The organism is Streptomyces sp. NPDC059008 (assembly GCF_042749045.1).
Taxonomy (GTDB): domain Bacteria; phylum Actinomycetota; class Actinomycetes; order Streptomycetales; family Streptomycetaceae; genus Streptomyces.
Genome location: NZ_JBHYJC010000008.1, coordinates 38,610 through 56,810 on the forward strand (window position 1 = coordinate 38,610; position 18,201 = coordinate 56,810).

Annotated in this window: 13 protein-coding genes and 2 CRISPR repeat arrays; of the genes, 3 read left to right on the plus strand and 10 right to left on the minus strand. The window is 67.3% G+C overall.

Annotation, left to right across the window (positions count from 1 at the left end):
* The first annotated feature begins 5 nt into the window (after positions 1 to 5).
* A CRISPR array of direct repeats spans positions 6 to 2,169; the repeat unit is 29 nt; unit sequence CGGATCACCTCCGCCTGCGCGGAGACCAC.
* A gap of 18 nt (positions 2,170 to 2,187) precedes the next feature.
* The 10 genes from cas2e to ACFWZH_RS12855 form a co-directional block, all read right to left on the minus strand.
* Positions 2,188 to 2,517: a type I-E CRISPR-associated endoribonuclease Cas2e gene (cas2e, locus tag ACFWZH_RS12810; RefSeq protein WP_384428668.1), complete on the minus strand. Its 330-nt coding sequence runs from the start codon at positions 2,515 to 2,517 to the stop codon at positions 2,188 to 2,190.
* A gap of 22 nt (positions 2,518 to 2,539) precedes the next feature.
* Complete coding sequence (gene cas1e / locus ACFWZH_RS12815; protein ID WP_384428670.1) at positions 2,540 to 3,511, minus strand: type I-E CRISPR-associated endonuclease Cas1e; 972 nt, start codon at positions 3,509 to 3,511, stop codon at positions 2,540 to 2,542.
* Positions 3,508 to 4,170: a type I-E CRISPR-associated protein Cas6/Cse3/CasE gene (cas6e, locus tag ACFWZH_RS12820; RefSeq protein WP_384428672.1), complete on the minus strand. Its 663-nt coding sequence runs from the start codon at positions 4,168 to 4,170 to the stop codon at positions 3,508 to 3,510. The genes cas1e and cas6e overlap by 4 nt, the downstream gene beginning before the upstream one ends.
* Entirely contained in the window at positions 4,167 to 4,997 is an 831-nt protein-coding gene (gene cas5e, locus ACFWZH_RS12825; RefSeq protein WP_384428674.1) for a type I-E CRISPR-associated protein Cas5/CasD, read from the minus strand. Before cas5e ends, cas6e begins: the two co-directional genes overlap by 4 nt.
* Complete coding sequence (cas7e, locus tag ACFWZH_RS12830) at positions 4,994 to 6,163, minus strand: type I-E CRISPR-associated protein Cas7/Cse4/CasC (protein WP_384428676.1); 1,170 nt, start codon at positions 6,161 to 6,163, stop codon at positions 4,994 to 4,996. Before cas7e ends, cas5e begins: the two co-directional genes overlap by 4 nt.
* Positions 6,164 to 6,209: 46 nt before the next feature.
* Positions 6,210 to 7,043 carry a type I-E CRISPR-associated protein Cse2/CasB gene (gene casB, locus ACFWZH_RS12835; protein ID WP_384428678.1) on the minus strand — a complete coding sequence of 278 codons (834 nt, stop codon included), beginning with the start codon at positions 7,041 to 7,043 and terminating at the stop codon, positions 6,210 to 6,212.
* A gap of 26 nt (positions 7,044 to 7,069) precedes the next feature.
* Positions 7,070 to 8,593 carry a type I-E CRISPR-associated protein Cse1/CasA gene (casA, locus tag ACFWZH_RS12840; protein ID WP_384428680.1) on the minus strand — a complete coding sequence of 508 codons (1,524 nt, stop codon included), beginning with the start codon at positions 8,591 to 8,593 and terminating at the stop codon, positions 7,070 to 7,072.
* Between the two features lie 193 nt (positions 8,594 to 8,786).
* Entirely contained in the window at positions 8,787 to 11,615 is a 2,829-nt protein-coding gene (gene cas3 / locus ACFWZH_RS12845) for a CRISPR-associated helicase Cas3' (protein ID WP_384428682.1), read from the minus strand.
* A 293-nt stretch (positions 11,616 to 11,908) separates the two neighbouring features.
* Positions 11,909 to 13,706: a CRISPR direct-repeat array (repeat unit 29 nt; unit sequence GTGCTCTCCGCGCAGGCGGAGGTGATCCG).
* Between the two features lie 58 nt (positions 13,707 to 13,764).
* Positions 13,765 to 14,643, minus strand: coding sequence for an aminoglycoside phosphotransferase family protein (locus ACFWZH_RS12850; protein WP_384428684.1), 879 nt, complete (start codon positions 14,641 to 14,643; stop codon positions 13,765 to 13,767).
* Positions 14,640 to 15,914, minus strand: a complete 1,275-nt coding sequence (locus ACFWZH_RS12855; RefSeq protein ID WP_384428686.1) for a helix-turn-helix domain-containing protein — start codon at positions 15,912 to 15,914, stop codon at positions 14,640 to 14,642. Before ACFWZH_RS12855 ends, ACFWZH_RS12850 begins: the two co-directional genes overlap by 4 nt.
* Positions 15,915 to 16,462: 548 nt before the next feature.
* On the opposite strand from ACFWZH_RS12855, the gene ACFWZH_RS12860 reads away from it, so the two are divergent.
* Genes ACFWZH_RS12860 through ACFWZH_RS12870 form a run of 3 tightly spaced genes read left to right on the plus strand, consistent with a single transcriptional unit; the run spans position 16,463 to position 18,080 of the window.
* Entirely contained in the window at positions 16,463 to 16,900 is a 438-nt protein-coding gene (locus tag ACFWZH_RS12860) for an ATP-binding protein (protein WP_384428688.1), read from the plus strand.
* Positions 16,873 to 17,418, plus strand: coding sequence for a LuxR C-terminal-related transcriptional regulator (locus ACFWZH_RS12865; protein ID WP_384428690.1), 546 nt, complete (start codon positions 16,873 to 16,875; stop codon positions 17,416 to 17,418). Before ACFWZH_RS12860 ends, ACFWZH_RS12865 begins: the two co-directional genes overlap by 28 nt.
* On the plus strand, positions 17,415 to 18,080 hold the full coding sequence (locus tag ACFWZH_RS12870) for an HAD family hydrolase (protein WP_384428692.1): 666 nt from the start codon (positions 17,415 to 17,417) through the stop codon (positions 18,078 to 18,080). The genes ACFWZH_RS12865 and ACFWZH_RS12870 overlap by 4 nt, the downstream gene beginning before the upstream one ends.
* The last annotated feature ends 121 nt before the right edge of the window (positions 18,081 to 18,201 follow it).

The window sequence follows — 18,201 nt, forward strand, 5'->3', positions numbered from 1 at the left end:
CAGGGCGGATCACCTCCGCCTGCGCGGAGACCACGACGCACTCGGCAGCCCGACCCTGGCCAGCCGCGGATCACCTCCGCCTGCGCGGAGACCACGTCGGTTGCGGGGCTCAGGCGGGCGCTCAGGGCGGATCACCTCCGCCTGCGCGGAGACCACGACGCACTCGGCAGCCCGACCCTGGCCAGCCGCGGATCACCTCCGCCTGCGCGGAGACCACATCGACAAGCTGCCGTCCGTCGCCGAAGAGGGCGGATCACCTCCGCCTGCGCGGAGACCACACCATGCGGGCCCACAAGAGCCGCCGCGACGACGGATCACCTCCGCCTGCGCGGAGACCACCCGTGCCTGACGTGCCCGAAGTCCTGCTGGAACGGATCACCTCCGCCTGCGCGGAGACCACGCCGGCGACACCATGCCCGTCGCCGTCCACAGCGGATCACCTCCGCCTGCGCGGAGACCACCCGGGGACGAAGCCCAGCACCTCGATCACTCGCGGATCACCTCCGCCTGCGCGGAGACCACGAGCCGGAACAGGCCGAGTGGCACGGTCTCTACGGATCACCTCCGCCTGCGCGGAGACCACGACGCCGCCTTGAGGCTGCCTCCGTGCTGCTGCGGATCACCTCCGCCTGCGCGGAGACCACAGAGCATGGGCCATGAAGCCCGTGTCCGTGGTCGGATCACCTCCGCCTGCGCGGAGACCACTCGGGCGTCGATGTCCGTGGTGGCGTCGGCGTCGGATCACCTCCGCCTGCGCGGAGACCACGAACGCCTGGTCGATCATGTTGAGGTGGGGGGCGGATCACCTCCGCCTGCGCGGAGACCACCCGGGGTGGGGTGGTCAGTTGTCCCAGGGGAACGGATCACCTCCGCCTGCGCGGAGACCACGAGACGGCGGCGAGGTTGATCGTTATCGTGGACGGATCACCTCCGCCTGCGCGGAGACCACTCTCCACACCACGGGACACCACCCGAGGGGTCCGGATCACCTCCGCCTGCGCGGAGACCACGTTGTAGCGGGCCGGCCACAGCGGCTGGCCGACGGATCACCTCCGCCTGCGCGGAGACCACGCCGGGCTGGGGTTCGGGGGAAGGGGCCATGCCGGATCACCTCCGCCTGCGCGGAGACCACACCTTGGCGGCGGTGACGGCTTCGTCGGCCAGCGGATCACCTCCGCCTGCGCGGAGACCACGGCTTCGGCGGCTTGCTCGAGGGGGGCGACTGCGGATCACCTCCGCCTGCGCGGAGACCACTCGCGGTAGGCGGTGACCTCGATGTCGAGTGCCGGATCACCTCCGCCTGCGCGGAGACCACAATGACAAGAAGGGCAACTTCAGCCTCTCCATCGGATCACCTCCGCCTGCGCGGAGACCACGGCGGCGACAAGGTCTCCCCGGGAGACCGGAGCGGATCACCTCCGCCTGCGCGGAGACCACGCCCTCCTGGCCGGCTCCGGCCTACGAATCCCCGGATCACCTCCGCCTGCGCGGAGACCACGTCGTCTTCGTCCAGGCCCACCGCGACGACATCGGATCACCTCCGCCTGCGCGGAGACCACTTCGGCCGGTCGGTCCGCTGCCCCTGTCGGGACGGATCACCTCCGCCTGCGCGGAGACCACAACAGCACAAACGCCCTCCCCCAGTACGTGTCCGGATCACCTCCGCCTGCGCGGAGACCACTTGTCGGCGAGGGCCCCTACCGCGTCCTTCAGCGGATCACCTCCGCCTGCGCGGAGACCACGTCAAGGCCGGCTACGACAAGTCCGACCGAACCGGATCACCTCCGCCTGCGCGGAGACCACGAGACACCGTCGGACAAGCCGAAGCGGTGGGACGGATCACCTCCGCCTGCGCGGAGACCACGCCTCGATGACTGCCAGCGTCGCCAGCATCTGCGGATCACCTCCGCCTGCGCGGAGACCACGTTCTGATGGGCATGGCGTGGCACCAGGCGTTCGGATCACCTCCGCCTGCGCGGAGACCACGCCGGTGGCCCCGAGGTGCCCCGCAACGTCGTCGGATCACCTCCGCCTGCGCGGAGACCACCCCGCACCACCAACCGAAAGGACCGCCATGGGCGGATCACCTCCGCCTGCGCGGAGACCACGTCCAGGGGCGGGGGTCGCGGTAAAACAGGGGCGGATCACCTCCGCCTGCGCGGAGACCACCCTTCGCGACCTGCGACGCTACATCGGCTTTGCGACTTCTTGGTCTACTCCGCGGGTGCCTTCGACATTCCGGAAGGCGATGAGTGTGAGTCCGTCGAAGTCGCGTAGGTGACGGTGTCGTTGGCCGGCGGTCCGCAGGGCGAAGCCTTGTTCGTTTTTGGCGGGATAGGCGAGCACTGCGATGCCTTCGCCGACGCAGGCGCTGACGGCATTCCAGAGTTCGTCTCTCACTTTTGCGGAGACTGTGCCGACGTAGAGTTCCGGCGTTACTTCCAAGAGCCAGCGTGTCAGTGCTCCTCGCAAGTGGTCGGGGACTGCCGTCATGGTGAGGGTGATCATCGATGGCATGTGGTGCCTCGTTGCGCTGCGGTTAGCTGCCGTCGGCCGCGTAGTTGACGCCTCCGGGAATGACACCGGAGATCGGGTCCCAAAGGTCTACCAGTTCTTCTTCCAGGTCCGGTTGTTCGCGTGTTTCGCCAGGGGAGAAGAGGCGTTGGATGTCGGAGACGATGCGGGGCATGAGGCGGAACAGACGCAGGCCGTCGCGGAAGCCTCGACGGGCCGCTTGCTCGGGTTGGGGAGTGTTGTGCAGGGTGAAGGCGAGCGGGATGGTCAGTTCGGCCTTGTAGAGGTCGGCGATGTCGTAAACGAAGGCTTGCTGATTGCCGCTGTGGACGAACCCGAGCGCGGGGGAGCAACCCATGGACACGATGGCTGCGTGGACGATCCCGTACAGGCACGTGTTGGCGGAGGACAGGGCGAGGTTGACGGGGTCTTGTTCGTCCCATTTCGCTGGGTCGTAGGTGCGCTTGAAGCGGCCGATTTTGTGTTGCTGGGCGAGGAGTTTGTACAGAGCTTTGACGCGTTGGCCTTCGAGGCCGCGGAGGCTGGCTAAGGAGGTGCCAGGTGGGACGGTGCGGGGGCCGAAGCGGTGCTCGTACATGCGGGTGGCGACGGCGAGGCGTTCGTGGTCGTTGGCCCAGGCGCGGGCTTGGAGTTCCAGCCAGCGGGTGCTGAGGGAGTCGGGAATGGTGGCGCTGTAGGTGCGGACGCCGCCGGCGCCGGTTGCGATGACGGTGGTGCCGTGGTGTACCAGGGTTGCCAGGGCGCGTGTGGTGATGCTGGTGCCGGGGCCGAGGAGCACGCAGCTGAGGGCTGCCGTGGGCAGATAGACCAGTTCGGCGCCTCGTTTTTCTGTGGTGACAACGGCGCAGACACCGGTGTCGTCTTGCTGGACGCGCACGATGTCGAGGTAGAGGAAGGAGAGGGAGTCGGCGGTGCGGGGGAGCATGGCGACGGTGGGGGCGGCGAGCTTGCGCCGTGCGGCCGGCTGTTCGGTCATGTGGAACGCCCGATGGCAGGTGCAAGGGTGAGGAGGCCGCAGCCGTATGCCTTGCCTCGTCCGATGCCTTCGAGGATGCGGTGGCGCAGCAGATCGGGGTCTTTGATGCGTGCGGTGCCGTCGAACCTGGTGCGGGCGTGGATGATGGGGCGCTTGTTGTGGGTGTGGGTGCCGCGGGCGGTGTCGAGTGGGGTGGAGCGTACGAGGTCCAAGTGCAGGCCGCTGTTCTCCTCTGCCTGGCGTTGCCACCATTGATCGGCGTCGGCTCCGGTCAGTGGTATGGCTGCTGGTGCTCCGGTGGCGGCGCGGGTGGTGTGGCCGGGTTTGCGTACTGCGTTGGCTGTAATGCGGTAGCGGACGGTGAGGCCCGGGCGCAATGCGTGCAGGAGGGGGCTGAGGTCCTTGGTGGCGGCCCGGCCGTAGTTGGCGGGCAGCCGGTCCAGGTCGGGCTGGACCTGACTTTGCAGGAGGATGACGGGGGAGGCGTCGTTGTCCTCGGTGCGGAAGAGGACGCCCAGCTGCCGGCGAGCCTGGGGGCCTACGCCGTCGGGGAAGAGCTTCATGAGGCGGCGGTGCATGCTGACGGCGTTGGTGAGGTCATGTCGTGCCTCGCGGGCACGGGGACTGGGCAGGATGCGGGTGAGCCACAGGGTGGTCATCGCGCGGCTCCTTTGCGGCGGACGTTGTCGGTGTAGGTGGTCAGGGCGTTGAGGTAGGCGGTTCCCATGCCCGCGTACTGGCTGTTCGGCAGGGTGAGGGTGCGCTGGTAGACGTCGCGTGCGCGGAAGGTGCGGCCTGCGGGTGTCCGGTCTTGTGGGTCGTCGTTGATTTCGCTGACGGGTGTGGTGCCGTCCAGCGCATCGGCGTCCTGTTCGCCGGCTGTGTGGGGTGCGGGCAGATGGTTGAGGGGGGCGTCGGACTGGAAGCCGATGCGGACGGGGCGCGTGATGGGCAGCCGGGGCAGGGGCAGGTGCACCAGGTGGTGCAGGGGGTGGGTCCACAGGCCGATGAGTAGCGGGCCTTCCGGGGGACAGGAGCGGCGCCCGAGGTAGGGCGGCCAGTGCGGGCGGAGTAGCGCCTGGTGGCACGCTTCCAGAACGTGCTGGTCGCCGGTGAGGCATGCGGTGAACGCCGCATCGGCCAGGTAGGAGCGGTGGGTGAGGAGCGTGCCCTGCGACGGAGGCCGCTTTTTTCCCTCTGCGGTGGTGACCGTCAGTTTCGACGGCAGGCCGCCGCCGACCGTGTGCAGGTCACGAAGCATTACGCCGGGTCGGTCAGCGCGTGTGGTGAGCGACAGCTGCGCCAGGTCGTCCACCGGCTCGTCTCGTGTGCGGCCCAGGCACGCGGCGAGCAGGCCGATGACACCAGAGCGCGTCGGATGAGCCGCGGTGTCGCGTTCGTTGTAGTGGCTGCGCGTTCCCCACGACTGCAGTGGACCGGCAAGGTGCAGCAAGAGCCCTGGCGCGGCAGGGTCTGGGCCATTCATGAGGTTGCCTCGCCCAGTGCGGCGGTGACGGCCTCGGCGATGAGCTGGTCGAAGGAGTCCGCACGGGAGCCCAGGCCGGACAGATCCTTGTCTTCCACGCTCGCCCATCCGGCGTGTAGCACGCCGCGGGGGCCCAGCAGACGCCCGGCTGCCTGGGCATAGTGAGAGAGTGCCTGCCGCGACGGCTGGGCGAACCCACCAGTGCGATCGGCGTCCACCGGCTTCTCGAATGCCGCCGCATACGACAGTGGCCGGTCGGTGCGGACGCTGATCTGCACCAGGTCGGGGATGGTGTGCGGGGCGGTTGACGTCTTCTTCGCTTCGGGCAGCGACAGCGTGAACGCCTCGGCGAACGCGGCTGTCAGCGTGCGGGCAGCGTTCACGTCCCCGCCGATGTTGCGCAGGAGGTCGGCCAGGTCCAGCGTGGCGTAGCGGTAGAACACCCCGGCACTGAATTCGTTGCTGCCCAGGTGGGCGCTGCCGGCCGTATCGCGCCAGGCGTCGGTGATGTCATCGACCGCGGCGAAGTAGTCGATCTCCACGTCGGTGCCGTGCGTGGTGAGGGCGTGGGCAACCTGTACGGCGCCGTCGACGCCAGCGTCGTCGATTTCGGCGAGCATGCGGCCGAAGAGGTTGATGACTCCGTTGCGGCTTCGCAGGATCGCATCGATGTCGGCTTGTGGCAGGACGCTCTTGACGCCCTTCTTCATGTCCTTGGCGTTCTCGATCAACTCACGGTGCGTGTCGGCGAGTTGTGCGAGTTCGGCGATGGCGGTATCGGGGATGTAGACCATGGCATTGGTGCTCCAGGCCGGGTCGTCCTGTGAGGGAGGGTCGGCCTTGATGCTGCTGCCCGCGGCGATGTGCTGGCCGGCGCGCCGGGCGAGGTCCTTGGGCCAGCCGTGTTCGGTGCCCAGCCGGCGCTCCACACTCTCGCCGAATCGGCGGGTGCGCAGGGCCTTCTCGCCCATGGTGCGCTGGAAGTAGCGGCGGACGGCACGTTTCCAGCACTGGCTGCTGACGCGGGTACGTTCACAGTTGCCATACTGAACCGTTTTGACCGAATTTGTATCGTCTCGATTGAGATTGGCGTAAGGGACGCTCTGCAGGATGTGGATATCGACGAAGCGTCCCGGGACATCGGGCAGGGCAGTGGCGGTAGTCATGAGCGATCTCCTTGGAGACAGAGGTGGATAGCAGGCGAGGGGGAGGTCATGCGCTCGGGATTTCGTCGCTGGTGTCGGGGGATTCCTGGGGGGCGTCGTCGGCTCGGCAGGCTGCATCGAGCGCGGCTGCGTTGCGGGCGCGGTGATAGTCCTGCAGCCATCGGCGTGCGATGCGGCGATGCTGCTGCGGCCAGTTCCGAAGATCGACCAACAGCCGTGCCCAGTCCGGCGGGGTGCCCCGGTCGCACAGCTGCCGTGCCGTGGCCGGCAGGTGCCGGTGCACACCGGAAGTGCTCTGCTTACTCAGTAGGTTCAGACGTGTCTCGGCGGCGCTTTCGCGGATGCCGTTGCGTGCTCCGGCGGCGACGGCCCGGGCGTAGGTCGAACCGAGGCTTTCGCCGTAGCGATTACGCCCCTGTTCTTCGCCCTCGGAGCTGCTGAGGGCCTCCTGTCGGGGCTTCGCGTCTTCTGCCGGCTGTACGGGGCTGTCTGTATGTGTGGCCGCGGCTGCGCCAGAGGGTTTCTGTTCAGGCTGGGCATCGTCGGACACGTCGTCTTGCTGATCGACAAGCTCGATTGCCGACCCTGTGGCGCCGGGTCGGTGGTAGGCGGCGATCAGGGCAGCCACCGTGTAGTAAGGCCGTTGGCCGTCTTCATCGTTCAGTACGGCCGCAGGCAGGCGGGCAGCGACGATGCGATGCATCCGTGGGACGTCGTCCAGATCCTTGCCCACGCCGCTGCGCAAGGCGGCACGCGCTCCTCCGTCCTTGGTGATTACGGCGGTGATCTCGCGGACGAATGCGCGGGCTTGGATCAGCCACGGCGACGGGCCGTTGTGAGAAGCTACGGACGCAGACGGTCCGGGGGAACTGGTGGTCATCGGAGTTCTCCAGCAGGCAGGGATGGTCATGCACCAGGCGTCTTCTTCGGGCGGCCTCCATAGAGCTCGATGCGCGCGTACTCACATGCCCGTGCGCCTCGTGCCGTGCCGGCTGCGGACTGGGTGACCTGGTCATAGATGCGCTCAGCGGTGGACCGAAATGCCTGAGCAGCACCGTCGAAGTGACGCTGTCGCAGCCTCTGCCAGAACTCCGACTCCGCGGCCGGCCAGTAGTACGCGGCCGCAGTGGCCGACCATGCGCAGTCCTCCGCCTTGGAGGCGTTGCTGAACTGCGCCCACGCCTGTTTGACAGCACGGTCCAAACGTCGGCCGGCACGCTCACCGGCGAGCCGCAGGTCTCCCACCAGCCGCGCCTGGACTTCGTCGCGTTCCTCCATCAACTGCACGACGGGCGGAGTGATCGCGGAGACAATCTGCCTGTCCTTGGCCTGGCCCTCCTGGTCGATGCCCAGCGCCTGCACCCGCAGACCCTCCCCGTCCCCGAAGACATCGATCGCCGTGGGAAAGACCGGTGGCCGGCGGGTCTCCACGCCGGGCGGATCGTGGAGCAGCAAAGCGTCCAGGTCACGCCACAGACCACGTCGGCAGTCGGCATAGCGGGCGTAACGATTGCCCGCCTGGCTCGTCTGCCAGATCACATAGTCGTCATTGCGCGGAATACGCTCGCGATAGGCCCAGGTGATATATGCGTTGACCGCCTGAGTGCCCTGCGCGCCGGGGACCAGAAGCAGCGCGTGCTGGTTGTGCCCCACCAGCTTCGACATCGGTCCGGTGACGACCCCCTTGAGCGTCAACGGGTCGGTCGGAGTGTCGCGTTCCCAGGGACAGGGATCGTCGGCGCGGACGTACTGGCGTGCCCTGTCGGGTTCCGGCAAACCGGCCAACAACGTCTCGAACAGAGTCCGACCCAGCGGGTGGTAGGACAATGCGCTGCGCAACGGCCCCGCGGTGGAGTTGGCCTCCTTCGCGCCACGTACGGTGCGCGCTGCGCAGCGCCCGGAAGGGCCGTAGTAGCGCCAGACGATCAGGTGCTGCAGCGCTTGGGCGGAGGAAACGGGGTGTGGTCGCGAGTCGACGCTGTGCTCGAACCAGGCGTGGTTGGAGCCTGAGGGCCTAGTGGTGATGAGCTTGTTGAGACCCGCAGGCTTGTCGCACTCCTTCGTCAGACGCGGGTCCTGCAGAAAGGGATGAGTCGGATCGTAGAGTCGAAACCGGTCTGGGTACGCGCAGAAGTAGCGGTCGATGCCGACCGGGTCGAAGTGTCCCGACTCCAGGACGCGGTCGCGCTCTGTGTGCCAGTTGCGGGAAACGTCGAGTTCGGTGATGCGGGCGGTCAGGGCGTAGAGGATCCGATACAGCCCCGATAGCGCCGGCGCCAGGGGTATGGCCAGAGCCGCGATCTCGTGCGCCCGTAAGAACAGCTCTCTCAAGCCGACCGCGTCCGGCGGCCGACCACCACCTCGCGCCGTGTGCGACCACCGCACCGGAAGTACCGGCTCGGTGAGCAGATCATGGAGTTCAGCAGACATGTCACCTCTACGACGATGGATTTCAGTAGGCTCGTCAACCTCCCCGCGCGAGTGGGGGTGACCGGGGTGTTGGTGGCTGTTCAACGCGTGGATGGGGTGTCGTACCTGGGCCGGGGGGTGGGGCGCTTGTCGGGCCCGCCGCGGCGTGCCCGACAAGCTGTTCTTACGATAGGAAGCGTGACGGTGGTGTGTCTTACGAACTCTCAACTCCTACCGCACTGACCGAAATTGATCGATCTCCGACCCTGCATGACCATGCGTCATCGCTCGTTGGCCGGCGCATCCGTAGGACGCTCAGCTCGCGCAGCGCCGCGCGCTTCGCCCACGACTCAGGGACCTGCTGATCCGGACCCCGCTCCCGCAGCCACCCACCTGGCAGCGGGACCGACTGCTGCACCACTGCGCGAACGTCTTCCAGCGACAGCCGTCGATTGCTCTGCCACCCCGGCACCGGGACATCTCCCTGGGCATCCAGCGTCACCGATCCGCCGCGCTGCACATAGACGCACACTGCCCGCGCCGAGTCGGCACCCAGCCGAGTCGTGACCAGCGCCTCATCGATCACATCGCCGTCCCGGCTCAACTCGGCAAGGTCAATCATCCCGTTCGGGGGATTCACCAACGTCATCTGCGCCAGCGACTCCTCCGCAAGCACAGCCCCCCACCGCTCCGCGTCCTCCCGCTTGAGTCGGTCACGGTCCGCGACATCGTCCAAGCGGTCCGCGAAGTCCTCCGCGTAGACCTCGTCGACCAGCTCCTGCACATCACCAGGCACGGCGATCCCACGGCCGGCGTACCTCTGCAGAAGCTCGCTAGTGCGCGTCAGTAGCGCCTGGGCGTAGACCGAGCCCCATGACCGCGGCGCCATGCCCCTCACCTCGTCAGCCATGGGATCCAGCACGGTGAGACGAGGCCGATCGCCCACCCAATCAGGTCTACCGCCGTCCTCCAGCCCCAACCCACTGCGGTCATGGCGCATACAGCGCCCCACCCGCTGCAACAGCTGTGCCAGCGGCGCCAGATCACTGATCACGACATCGAAATCCAAGTCGAGGGACTGCTCAACCACCTGCGTTGCCACCAGCACCGACACCCGCGGCCGTCGCCGTCCCCCAACCCCCGGCTTGCCGAAAGCCCGCTCACAGGCCCGCGTAATCTCCGCCCGCCGCGCACCCGGGTACCTCGAATGCAACAACAGCAACCCGTCCTCCGCATCCGCCAGCGAAGGGAAAACCTCACGCAACATGCGGAACGTCTGCTGCGCCTCGGCCACCGTCGTACAGCACACCAACGCACAGCCACCCTGCTCCACCAGTGGCCGCAACTGCTCCACCACGGCCACATCACGCCCGAGCACACCACCACTGGACGGACCCCACCGCACCGGGACCGACGTCACCTCGACACGACGTGACCGACTCCCCTCCACCGCACACGGCGGCGAAACATCTCCCGTCCGCCCGCTGACGTACACCCAGCCCGGATACACCGGCACCACGCCAGACGCCTCAAGATGCCCACCACCACGCCGATAGGCATCCACCAGTGACGAAGCCGTACGACCCGACAGCGTCGCAGACAACAACACCACCGGCGCACCGCAGGCACCCAGCCACTCCAGTAACCGCACCAGGAGACTGTGCATCCACGGCCCGTACGCATGGGCCTCGTCCACCACCAGGACCTTGTTCGACAGGCCCAACAACCGCAGTACGTTGTACCGAACCGGCAGCACACCGGTCAGCGCCTGATCAATCGTCCCTGCTGCCAAGGGTGCCAACAGCCCCCTCTTAGCACCCCTCAACCACTCGCCAGCCGCGATCTGAGCCTGAGGATCACTCACCGTCGCTTCCGAACCACCCTGAGACCCGTTGCCGAGCGGCAACGCGTATGCCTCACTCAGCCACGCCATGCTGTGCAGCAACGTAAGCGCCCGATCACCCTCAACGTTCTGCATCGCGAAATCCGCTACACGCCGAAACATGGCATCAGCCGTAGCCATGGTCGGCAGGGCGAAGAACAGCCCCGAAGAGCCCGCAGCACGTGCCATCACCGAGGCGGCATGCAAGGCCGTTTCGGTCTTCCCATCGCCCGTCGGGGCGGTCACCAACAAAAGACCCGGACCGTCCGCCAGGGCCGGCAACCTCTCAGCCACCGAAGCCTGCAGCCGATTCGGCGCAAACGGAAACTGCTCCCCGAACGGCCGCTCCGGAAAGCCCGCCACACCCAGCCCCGCCTCAGCCACCAGCGGCACAGCCCCCGAGACGGCCTTCGCCCAATGCGCCTGCAGAGCCTCATCGGTTGCATGCCACCCGCCCCCCGGCAGCCGCGCCGCAATCGCCTCTTCCTGACTGGCAAGCCAGTCCGCAACCACCACTAGCCCGAGCACGACCACGGCCGCATGCGCAGGAAGGGGGGCCGGCGGAGCATCATCCGGGCCACACCCCGTCAGGCGTCGCACCGCCTCGGCGTGAGAGCCCCGCTGGCCCTGCCAACCGGGACCTCCCAGCTCACGAGCGTAGGCACCGGGGTTACGGAGTTCTTTCACCTTCAGTGCACGATGCACCCGCCCGTGATGGCCGCCGAGCAACTGCGCCACCTGATGGTGAACTGATAGCCGGGGCTTCTTTGACGCCGGGTATCCCCAACTGTCGAAGATCTCCGTAAGCGCCCATTGTGTTGCGATGTCATGCGGGAAGGGCTGGCCCTCGACGCCCGGCTCGTGCCCGTAAGAAGCGTCACCACTCAACGAGGCGTAACGCTGCGGAACCTGTGCCTGAAACGGAGGGATGATCTTTCCGACGTCATGCAGTCCAGCCCACAGGCAGACCAGCCGCCGGCACCGATCTTCGGGCATCCGCATCGCCTCAGCCAGGCGCTCGCGGGCTGTCGCAGTGAGCGTCCGATCCCATAACTCCCCAGCCGTTGCCGCCGTATCCAAAAGGTGGCAAATCACTGGATACGGCCGGAGTAGTCCCCTCTCTTTCCCCCAAAGTCGTGCATCGACTGCTCCACTCGCCATCTTGCTCCCATCGCCCGCGAAGAAGTGCCTCAATGGATAGCACCCAGCACTGACAGCGTCCGTCCTTCCAGTCGCCTGAGCGTCAGTAACTCCCTTGCGTGCTGGGGCATCTGGGGCCGCAGACGGACTACTCGACGGCCGGTGCCGGTGCGGTGGTACGCCGCTTTGCTCGGGTCGGCGGTCGTCGGCGTGCCCTGGACAGGGCCCATAGCGGTAAGTTGCACTAGGTGAACAGCCGCCGCTCTTTGATTAAAGGAAATGCAAAGTCGATGTAGCGTCGCAGGTCGTGAAGTGTGCTCTCCGCGCAGGCGGAGGTGATCCGCCGGCCTGAACCTCAAGGACGAAGGCTTCATCGTGCTCTCCGCGCAGGCGGAGGTGATCCGTTCTCCATCACGGACCGCCCGCTGCTCAACGCGTGCTCTCCGCGCAGGCGGAGGTGATCCGACCAACGGGCAGATCGACACCACCAGCAAGAAGTGCTCTCCGCGCAGGCGGAGGTGATCCGCATGCCGGGCGGCGAAACGACTGGGGGTGAGCGTGCTCTCCGCGCAGGCGGAGGTGATCCGACCGCCAGGGCCAGCCTCACCGACTACACCCGGTGCTCTCCGCGCAGGCGGAGGTGATCCGACGGATGGATCGAGACAACCGCCGACCCCTTCGTGCTCTCCGCGCAGGCGGAGGTGATCCGGCCCCGGACGTCCACCGGCTCGCCTCCGTCTAGTGCTCTCCGCGCAGGCGGAGGTGATCCGGCGTACGAACAGGGCCTGACACTGTTCGAGCTGTGCTCTCCGCGCAGGCGGAGGTGATCCGGCCACCGCCCCTGTCGGGTGGTGGCCTGAACAGTGCTCTCCGCGCAGGCGGAGGTGATCCGTCACCAGGGCCTCCGGCGCCATCCGCGTCAAGGTGCTCTCCGCGCAGGCGGAGGTGATCCGGAAGCCGTCGTCTACGCCCTCACCCCCCTCGCGTGCTCTCCGCGCAGGCGGAGGTGATCCGTACGACGAGGCGGTCCGCGACCACGGCCCCACGTGCTCTCCGCGCAGGCGGAGGTGATCCGAGCATCACCATCGACGAACTCCGCCGCCGCAAGTGCTCTCCGCGCAGGCGGAGGTGATCCGAAGGTCGACCGAGCCCGCTCCCATCTCGCAGAGTGCTCTCCGCGCAGGCGGAGGTGATCCGACCAGGGGGAGACTGGGACGGACGGGTCCGGCGTGCTCTCCGCGCAGGCGGAGGTGATCCGCAGGATGCCGATCAGTGGCACAACCACCGCTCGTGCTCTCCGCGCAGGCGGAGGTGATCCGGGCAACGACTCCGGTCAACCGCGCCAGCATGGGTGCTCTCCGCGCAGGCGGAGGTGATCCGTTGACGCTGGTCTTGGTGGAGGCGTTGATCTGGTGCTCTCCGCGCAGGCGGAGGTGATCCGCCTACGTGGATGAGGCCGCGGTCCGCCGCTACGTGCTCTCCGCGCAGGCGGAGGTGATCCGTTGCTGGGGCGGGCCAGGGTGCGGACGCCGTCGTGCTCTCCGCGCAGGCGGAGGTGATCCGCCACTCCCGTCGACAGGTCCAAGTGCCCGCACGTGCTCTCCGCGCAGGCGGAGGTGATCCGATCTGCTACCGCTGCCCGGTCCTGGACTGGTGGTGCTCTCCGCGCAGGCGGAGGTGATCCGCCTCCCCGCCATCCTCGAATCCACCGGAGACGGTGCTCTCCGCGCAGGCGGAGGTGATCCGGCGGAGGCGGAGCGCAACGAGCGCGAGGCGGAGTGCTCTCCGCGCAGGCGGAGGTGATCCGACGTCGTCGGGGCGCAGGTCCAAGGGCGTGTAGTGCTCTCCGCGCAGGCGGAGGTGATCCGTCCCGGTGATCCACGAGGAGCACCTCAAGGCAGTGCTCTCCGCGCAGGCGGAGGTGATCCGTGGGCGTTGCATGCAGCAGCTGTGCATAGATCGTGCTCTCCGCGCAGGCGGAGGTGATCCGCCGGGAGGGGCCACGTGGCTGGAGACCTTGTAGTGCTCTCCGCGCAGGCGGAGGTGATCCGCTGGACCGGTTCTCCATCTGGGACGCAGTGCCGTGCTCTCCGCGCAGGCGGAGGTGAGGAGCGAATTCCGGGAAGTGGATCCTGCACGGGGGGACCGTCCCCGCTTGCCGCCGTAGGGGTCAGTGAATAGCCCAGCTCTTCGTGCGGTCACCGTGCATGAGAGTGCCCAGTCGGAAATTGAGTTGTGCAGCCGCATCAAGGTCGCCCATGTCGGCGCGACGGATGAACGAGCCGAGCGTGTGAAGGTCCCGTAGTTCAGTCAGTACCGAGATTCCCGGCCAGTCGGCGAGGTCGTAGCCGTATGCCTCGGAGAAGGCGTGCAGTTGCGCGGTGGTGCGCCCGAAGCGGACGCCCTGGAAGGTGTTGGCGAGGTCGACCTCGCGGGGGCCGATTGCCGCTTCGTCCCAGTCGCCAAGCCGGGCGGCGGTGCCGTCCCAAAGTGTGTTGCCAGGGTAGGCGTCACCGTGGATCATTCCCCGGCCGAGGGGAAAGTCGAGACGCGCGTAAGCGTCAAGAAGATCGGCAGAGCGGTCCAGCAGCCATTGACGATCGCCTGGCACAAGCACGGCGCTGGATTCGACGACAGGACGCAGAGACACATGGGGTCGGTAGGCGGGCAGCTCGATCGGGGGATCGGGTAGCTGGTGGAGCCGCCTGAGCAGGTGGCCGAGGTGTTCCGGGCCAGGCGGTGGGCCATCGGGCTGGGGATAGTGCCGCCATACGCTGATCTCGTATCCGTGGATGCTCAAGGGCTGTGGTAGATCGAGCGGCTCGGTCACTGCAAGGCCCTGGCCGGCCAGCCAGCGGTTGAGGGCGATGGCCCGTTGAATCGAGGCGTGTTGTCCACCACGGCTTACTCGGACGACAGCGTCAGCGTGGGGCAACAGGTAGACCGAGGTGGCGTGGGTGCGCAGGGGTGAGATGCCGCGTGCTGGAAGGTCCCAGTGCGTGCATGCCTGTTGAGCGGCACTCAGGGGCGTCAGAGATGTGGTGGTCATCGCTCCGACCGTAGCGCGGCCGCGCCGTCGATGACCTGGTAGCCATGAATGAGGTCTGCAAGCTGCCTGATGGTCCGGTTGCCCTTGAGGTCGGTGCGGCGCATCAGGCCTCCGAGACGATCCATGGCGCTGCCGAGCTGGCGGATGCGCATCTGCAGGGGCAGGTCCAGGACGTGCTGGAGGGCGGTCGTGGCTCCGTCGGGGTCACCTTGGAGGATGCCGGCGGTGATCAGATCGATGTGGGCCAGGGCTTCGTCTCCGTAGGAGCGTTCCTCTGTCGGGCCGCTGCGGTACGCGGTGATCGCGGCGGTGGCGTGGTGGCGTGCCTGCTCGTGTTTCCCGAGCAGTGTGTAGGTGCCGCCCAGGTAGTAGTCCTGCTTGGCCAGGGGGAAGGTCAGCAGGCCGCCGAATTGTTCGACCTCGTCGTGGAGCGGGCTCTCCTCCCTGGCCCGCTGCATCCGGTCGAGCGCGGCCAGCGACAGCTCACGATCACCGATCCGGGCTGCCACGCGCGCCTCGATCGCAGCGATACGGATGCGGGCCTCGCCGGCTGGAGCGAGCCGGGCCGCCTGCTCCGTCAGCTTCAGTGCCATCCGGTTTTGTGGCGACCACTCGGCGATCAGCGCTACGGTGCCGGCAGTCCAGGCGCGGAGTCCCTTGTGATCCGCCTGCTCGGCACACAGGCGGGCGGTACGGATCTGTGCCATTGCGGACGTCGGTTCGCCGAGGTTCTGCGAGGCATGCGCGAGGAGCAGGCACGCCGTACCGGCGAGCATGAACAGCTCGCGGCTCTGCTGGGGGTGCTGGCGGCCTTGTAGCCGGTCGAAGAGTTCGTCGCGTACCGCGACGAGATCGGTGAAGAGCGGGAGCAGCGGTGTGTGGACGTAGTCGGTGGCGATACGGGCGAGGGTAAATCCGAACTGCTCAAGTTCGTCCGTGCTGACGTTGCTGGGGGAAATGGAATCGGCGAACGCACGGGAAGATTGTGCTGCCCCGGTGGCGAGCGAGCGCAATTGGTCCGTGTCGTCGGAACAGGGCTCAGGCTCCAGTGTTTCGTGGATAGGCGGACTGCTGGAAGCGACCGGACGGAGTTCTTCCGGCACATCCAGGGCGTCCAGGAATGACTGGGTCTTGTCGAGGCGTGTGAGGCGCCTGGCTCCGGATTCGAGCTGGGAGAGATACCCCTGACTGAGGCCGGTGAGGCGAGCGACGTCGTCCTGCCGCAACCCGGTGCCTTGCCGTACGAGACGGCTTACTCGCCCGAAGTCCATTAACTGGAGGGCTTCTTGAATACCGGCGTCTGACCAGACATGGACCGGAATGGAGGGTGGCTCAGGTGCTGCTGCCAAGACGGGGATGCTTCGTGCACACGCTCCGCACAGCTCGCGATCGTCCGGGTTGTATCGGCTGAGTCGGCACCCGCACTTCAGGCAACGTCTCTCTCCGCTCACTGCCCCTCCCGATCATGCCGACGACCCATGTGGACGCTGATCCTCATGCTGGCATTGCAGTGGCCATATTGCAGCCCAACTCCCCTTATTGCTTGGGCGATATGCGGTCTTCCGGATGCGGTGGCAGCGTGACCCGCCAGCCGATGCCGACGAATCGAGCTCGGTGTGGCAGGGACCTCGGGAGGTATGTCCATGGCGGCGAACCACCAGATCGTGTTCCACATGCTCCGTAGGGGGTTGGCGGTCGTTGACCCTCGGCCCGGCGGCTGCCTGGTAGGTCGAGCTGCCACTCCGTTGCCAGAGCTGACGGAGACGGCGCAATGACTCGGCCCGAGGCTGGTGAGCGACGTACCCGCTTCACGTCCTCAATGACCGTCGTGGAGCAGGCGGAATTGCAATCGAGCATTGCCCTGGCCTCTGACGACCTGGCGCCCCGTCGGGCCCGGGCGTTCATCCGGACGAAGGTCACGGAGTGGGGCCTGGACGCTCTTGCCGACCGGGTGCTGCTCATCGTCAGCGAACTCGTCACGAACGCCCGTCGCCACGGCAGAACCCGGCCCGAGGGGTTGTCGGAGGAGATCACCTTGACGATCTCCTTCCGGAACGGATTCGTGACGATCGAGTTGGAGGACAACTCCGCTCAGCTCCCCGTTCCGCGCAACGGACCGATCGAAGCACTCGACGGCCGGGGGCTGCACCTGGTGGCAGCCGAGGCGGATGCGTGGACCTCGCGTCTTAAACCGGATGGCGCCGGCAAGCGCGTCCTTGCCTTCCTGAGGTGGCCTCCGACATCGCCGCCCGTCTGACCGCGGTCACCTCTACCACCCACGGGTCCGATCAGATCTTGGAGCTATTAGCCATGCCCACAACCGCCCTGCCTGTCCTGTCGGCCCTGACATCAAGGGAGAGCGAGGTGCTGAGCCTTGTCGCCGACGGTCTGAGAAACAGCGAGATCGCGGCCCGCATCGGGGTGACCGAGGGCACGGTCAAGGGGTACCTGCGCGGTATCCGGTCCAAACTGGGAACCAGTAGTCGTCCGGTGCTCGCCGGCATCGCGTGCCGGGCCGGTCACCAGGCCCGGCCGAAGGGCGCGGAGGTCGTACCGCCTGAGCTCTCCGATACGGAGGCCGACACCCTCCCGCTTCTCGCCCGGGGCGCGGGTGCACGAGAAGTCGCGAAAGCACAGCTCATGTCGCAGAGCATCGCCAAGAAGCACATCCGGCGCTTGCTGGACAAGATGGGTGCCTCCGATGTCGCTCACGGGGTGAGCCTCGCCTGGAGCTGGGGCATCCTCAGCGCTGACGAAGGAGCGCGGTCCCGGTGACGGCGTCCGAACTCAGGCGTGCACTCGTCCTCGATCTCGACGGCGTCCTGATCGACACGCGTCCGGTCATGCGGCAGGCATGGCAAGAGGTAGGCGAACGCCACGGCATCGACGTGCCGTTTGAGGCGTACGAGCAACACCTCGGCCGCCCCTTCGACGACATCATGGAACTGCTGGGCCTTACCGAGGTCGATCGCCTCCACGAGACGTACGCGCAGGCATCTGAGCGAGGGTGTGAGCTTGCCCGGCCGTTCGACGGTGTGGAGGAAGTGCTCCACGCATTCGGTGCGGCCGGCTGGCTGCTCGGGGTGGTCACGTCCAAGCCGCTGGACCGCGCCGCTCCACTGCTGGCCCGGCTCGGGTGTCCTTTCGCCGCGGCCCGGACTCCCGGCGGCCCCGGGCGGGGCAAGCCGGCCCCGGATCCACTGATGCTCGCGCTCGTCGATCTCGCCACTGATCCGGCATTCGCGAGGTTCGTGGGCGATATGGCAGTCGACCATGAGTGCGCCCGGCGGGCCGGCGTGCCGTACGTGCACGCTGCCTGGGGGTACGGAGAGCCTGGCAGCCCGGAGCCGGACATTGCACGCGCTCCACAGGACCTCCTCCGCTTCCTTGAGCCGGACTGGCCTTCGGCTCCCTTCGTCGAAGGGAGCCTGTTGTGAGCACCTCGACGACGGGAGCCCTCGGACTCGTCCGGACCCGCGTGGGGGATCGGACCATCTGGGCGCTCGGTGGAGAAGCGTCCCTCCGGCACACGACGGCTGCCCGCATCACCACGAGGGA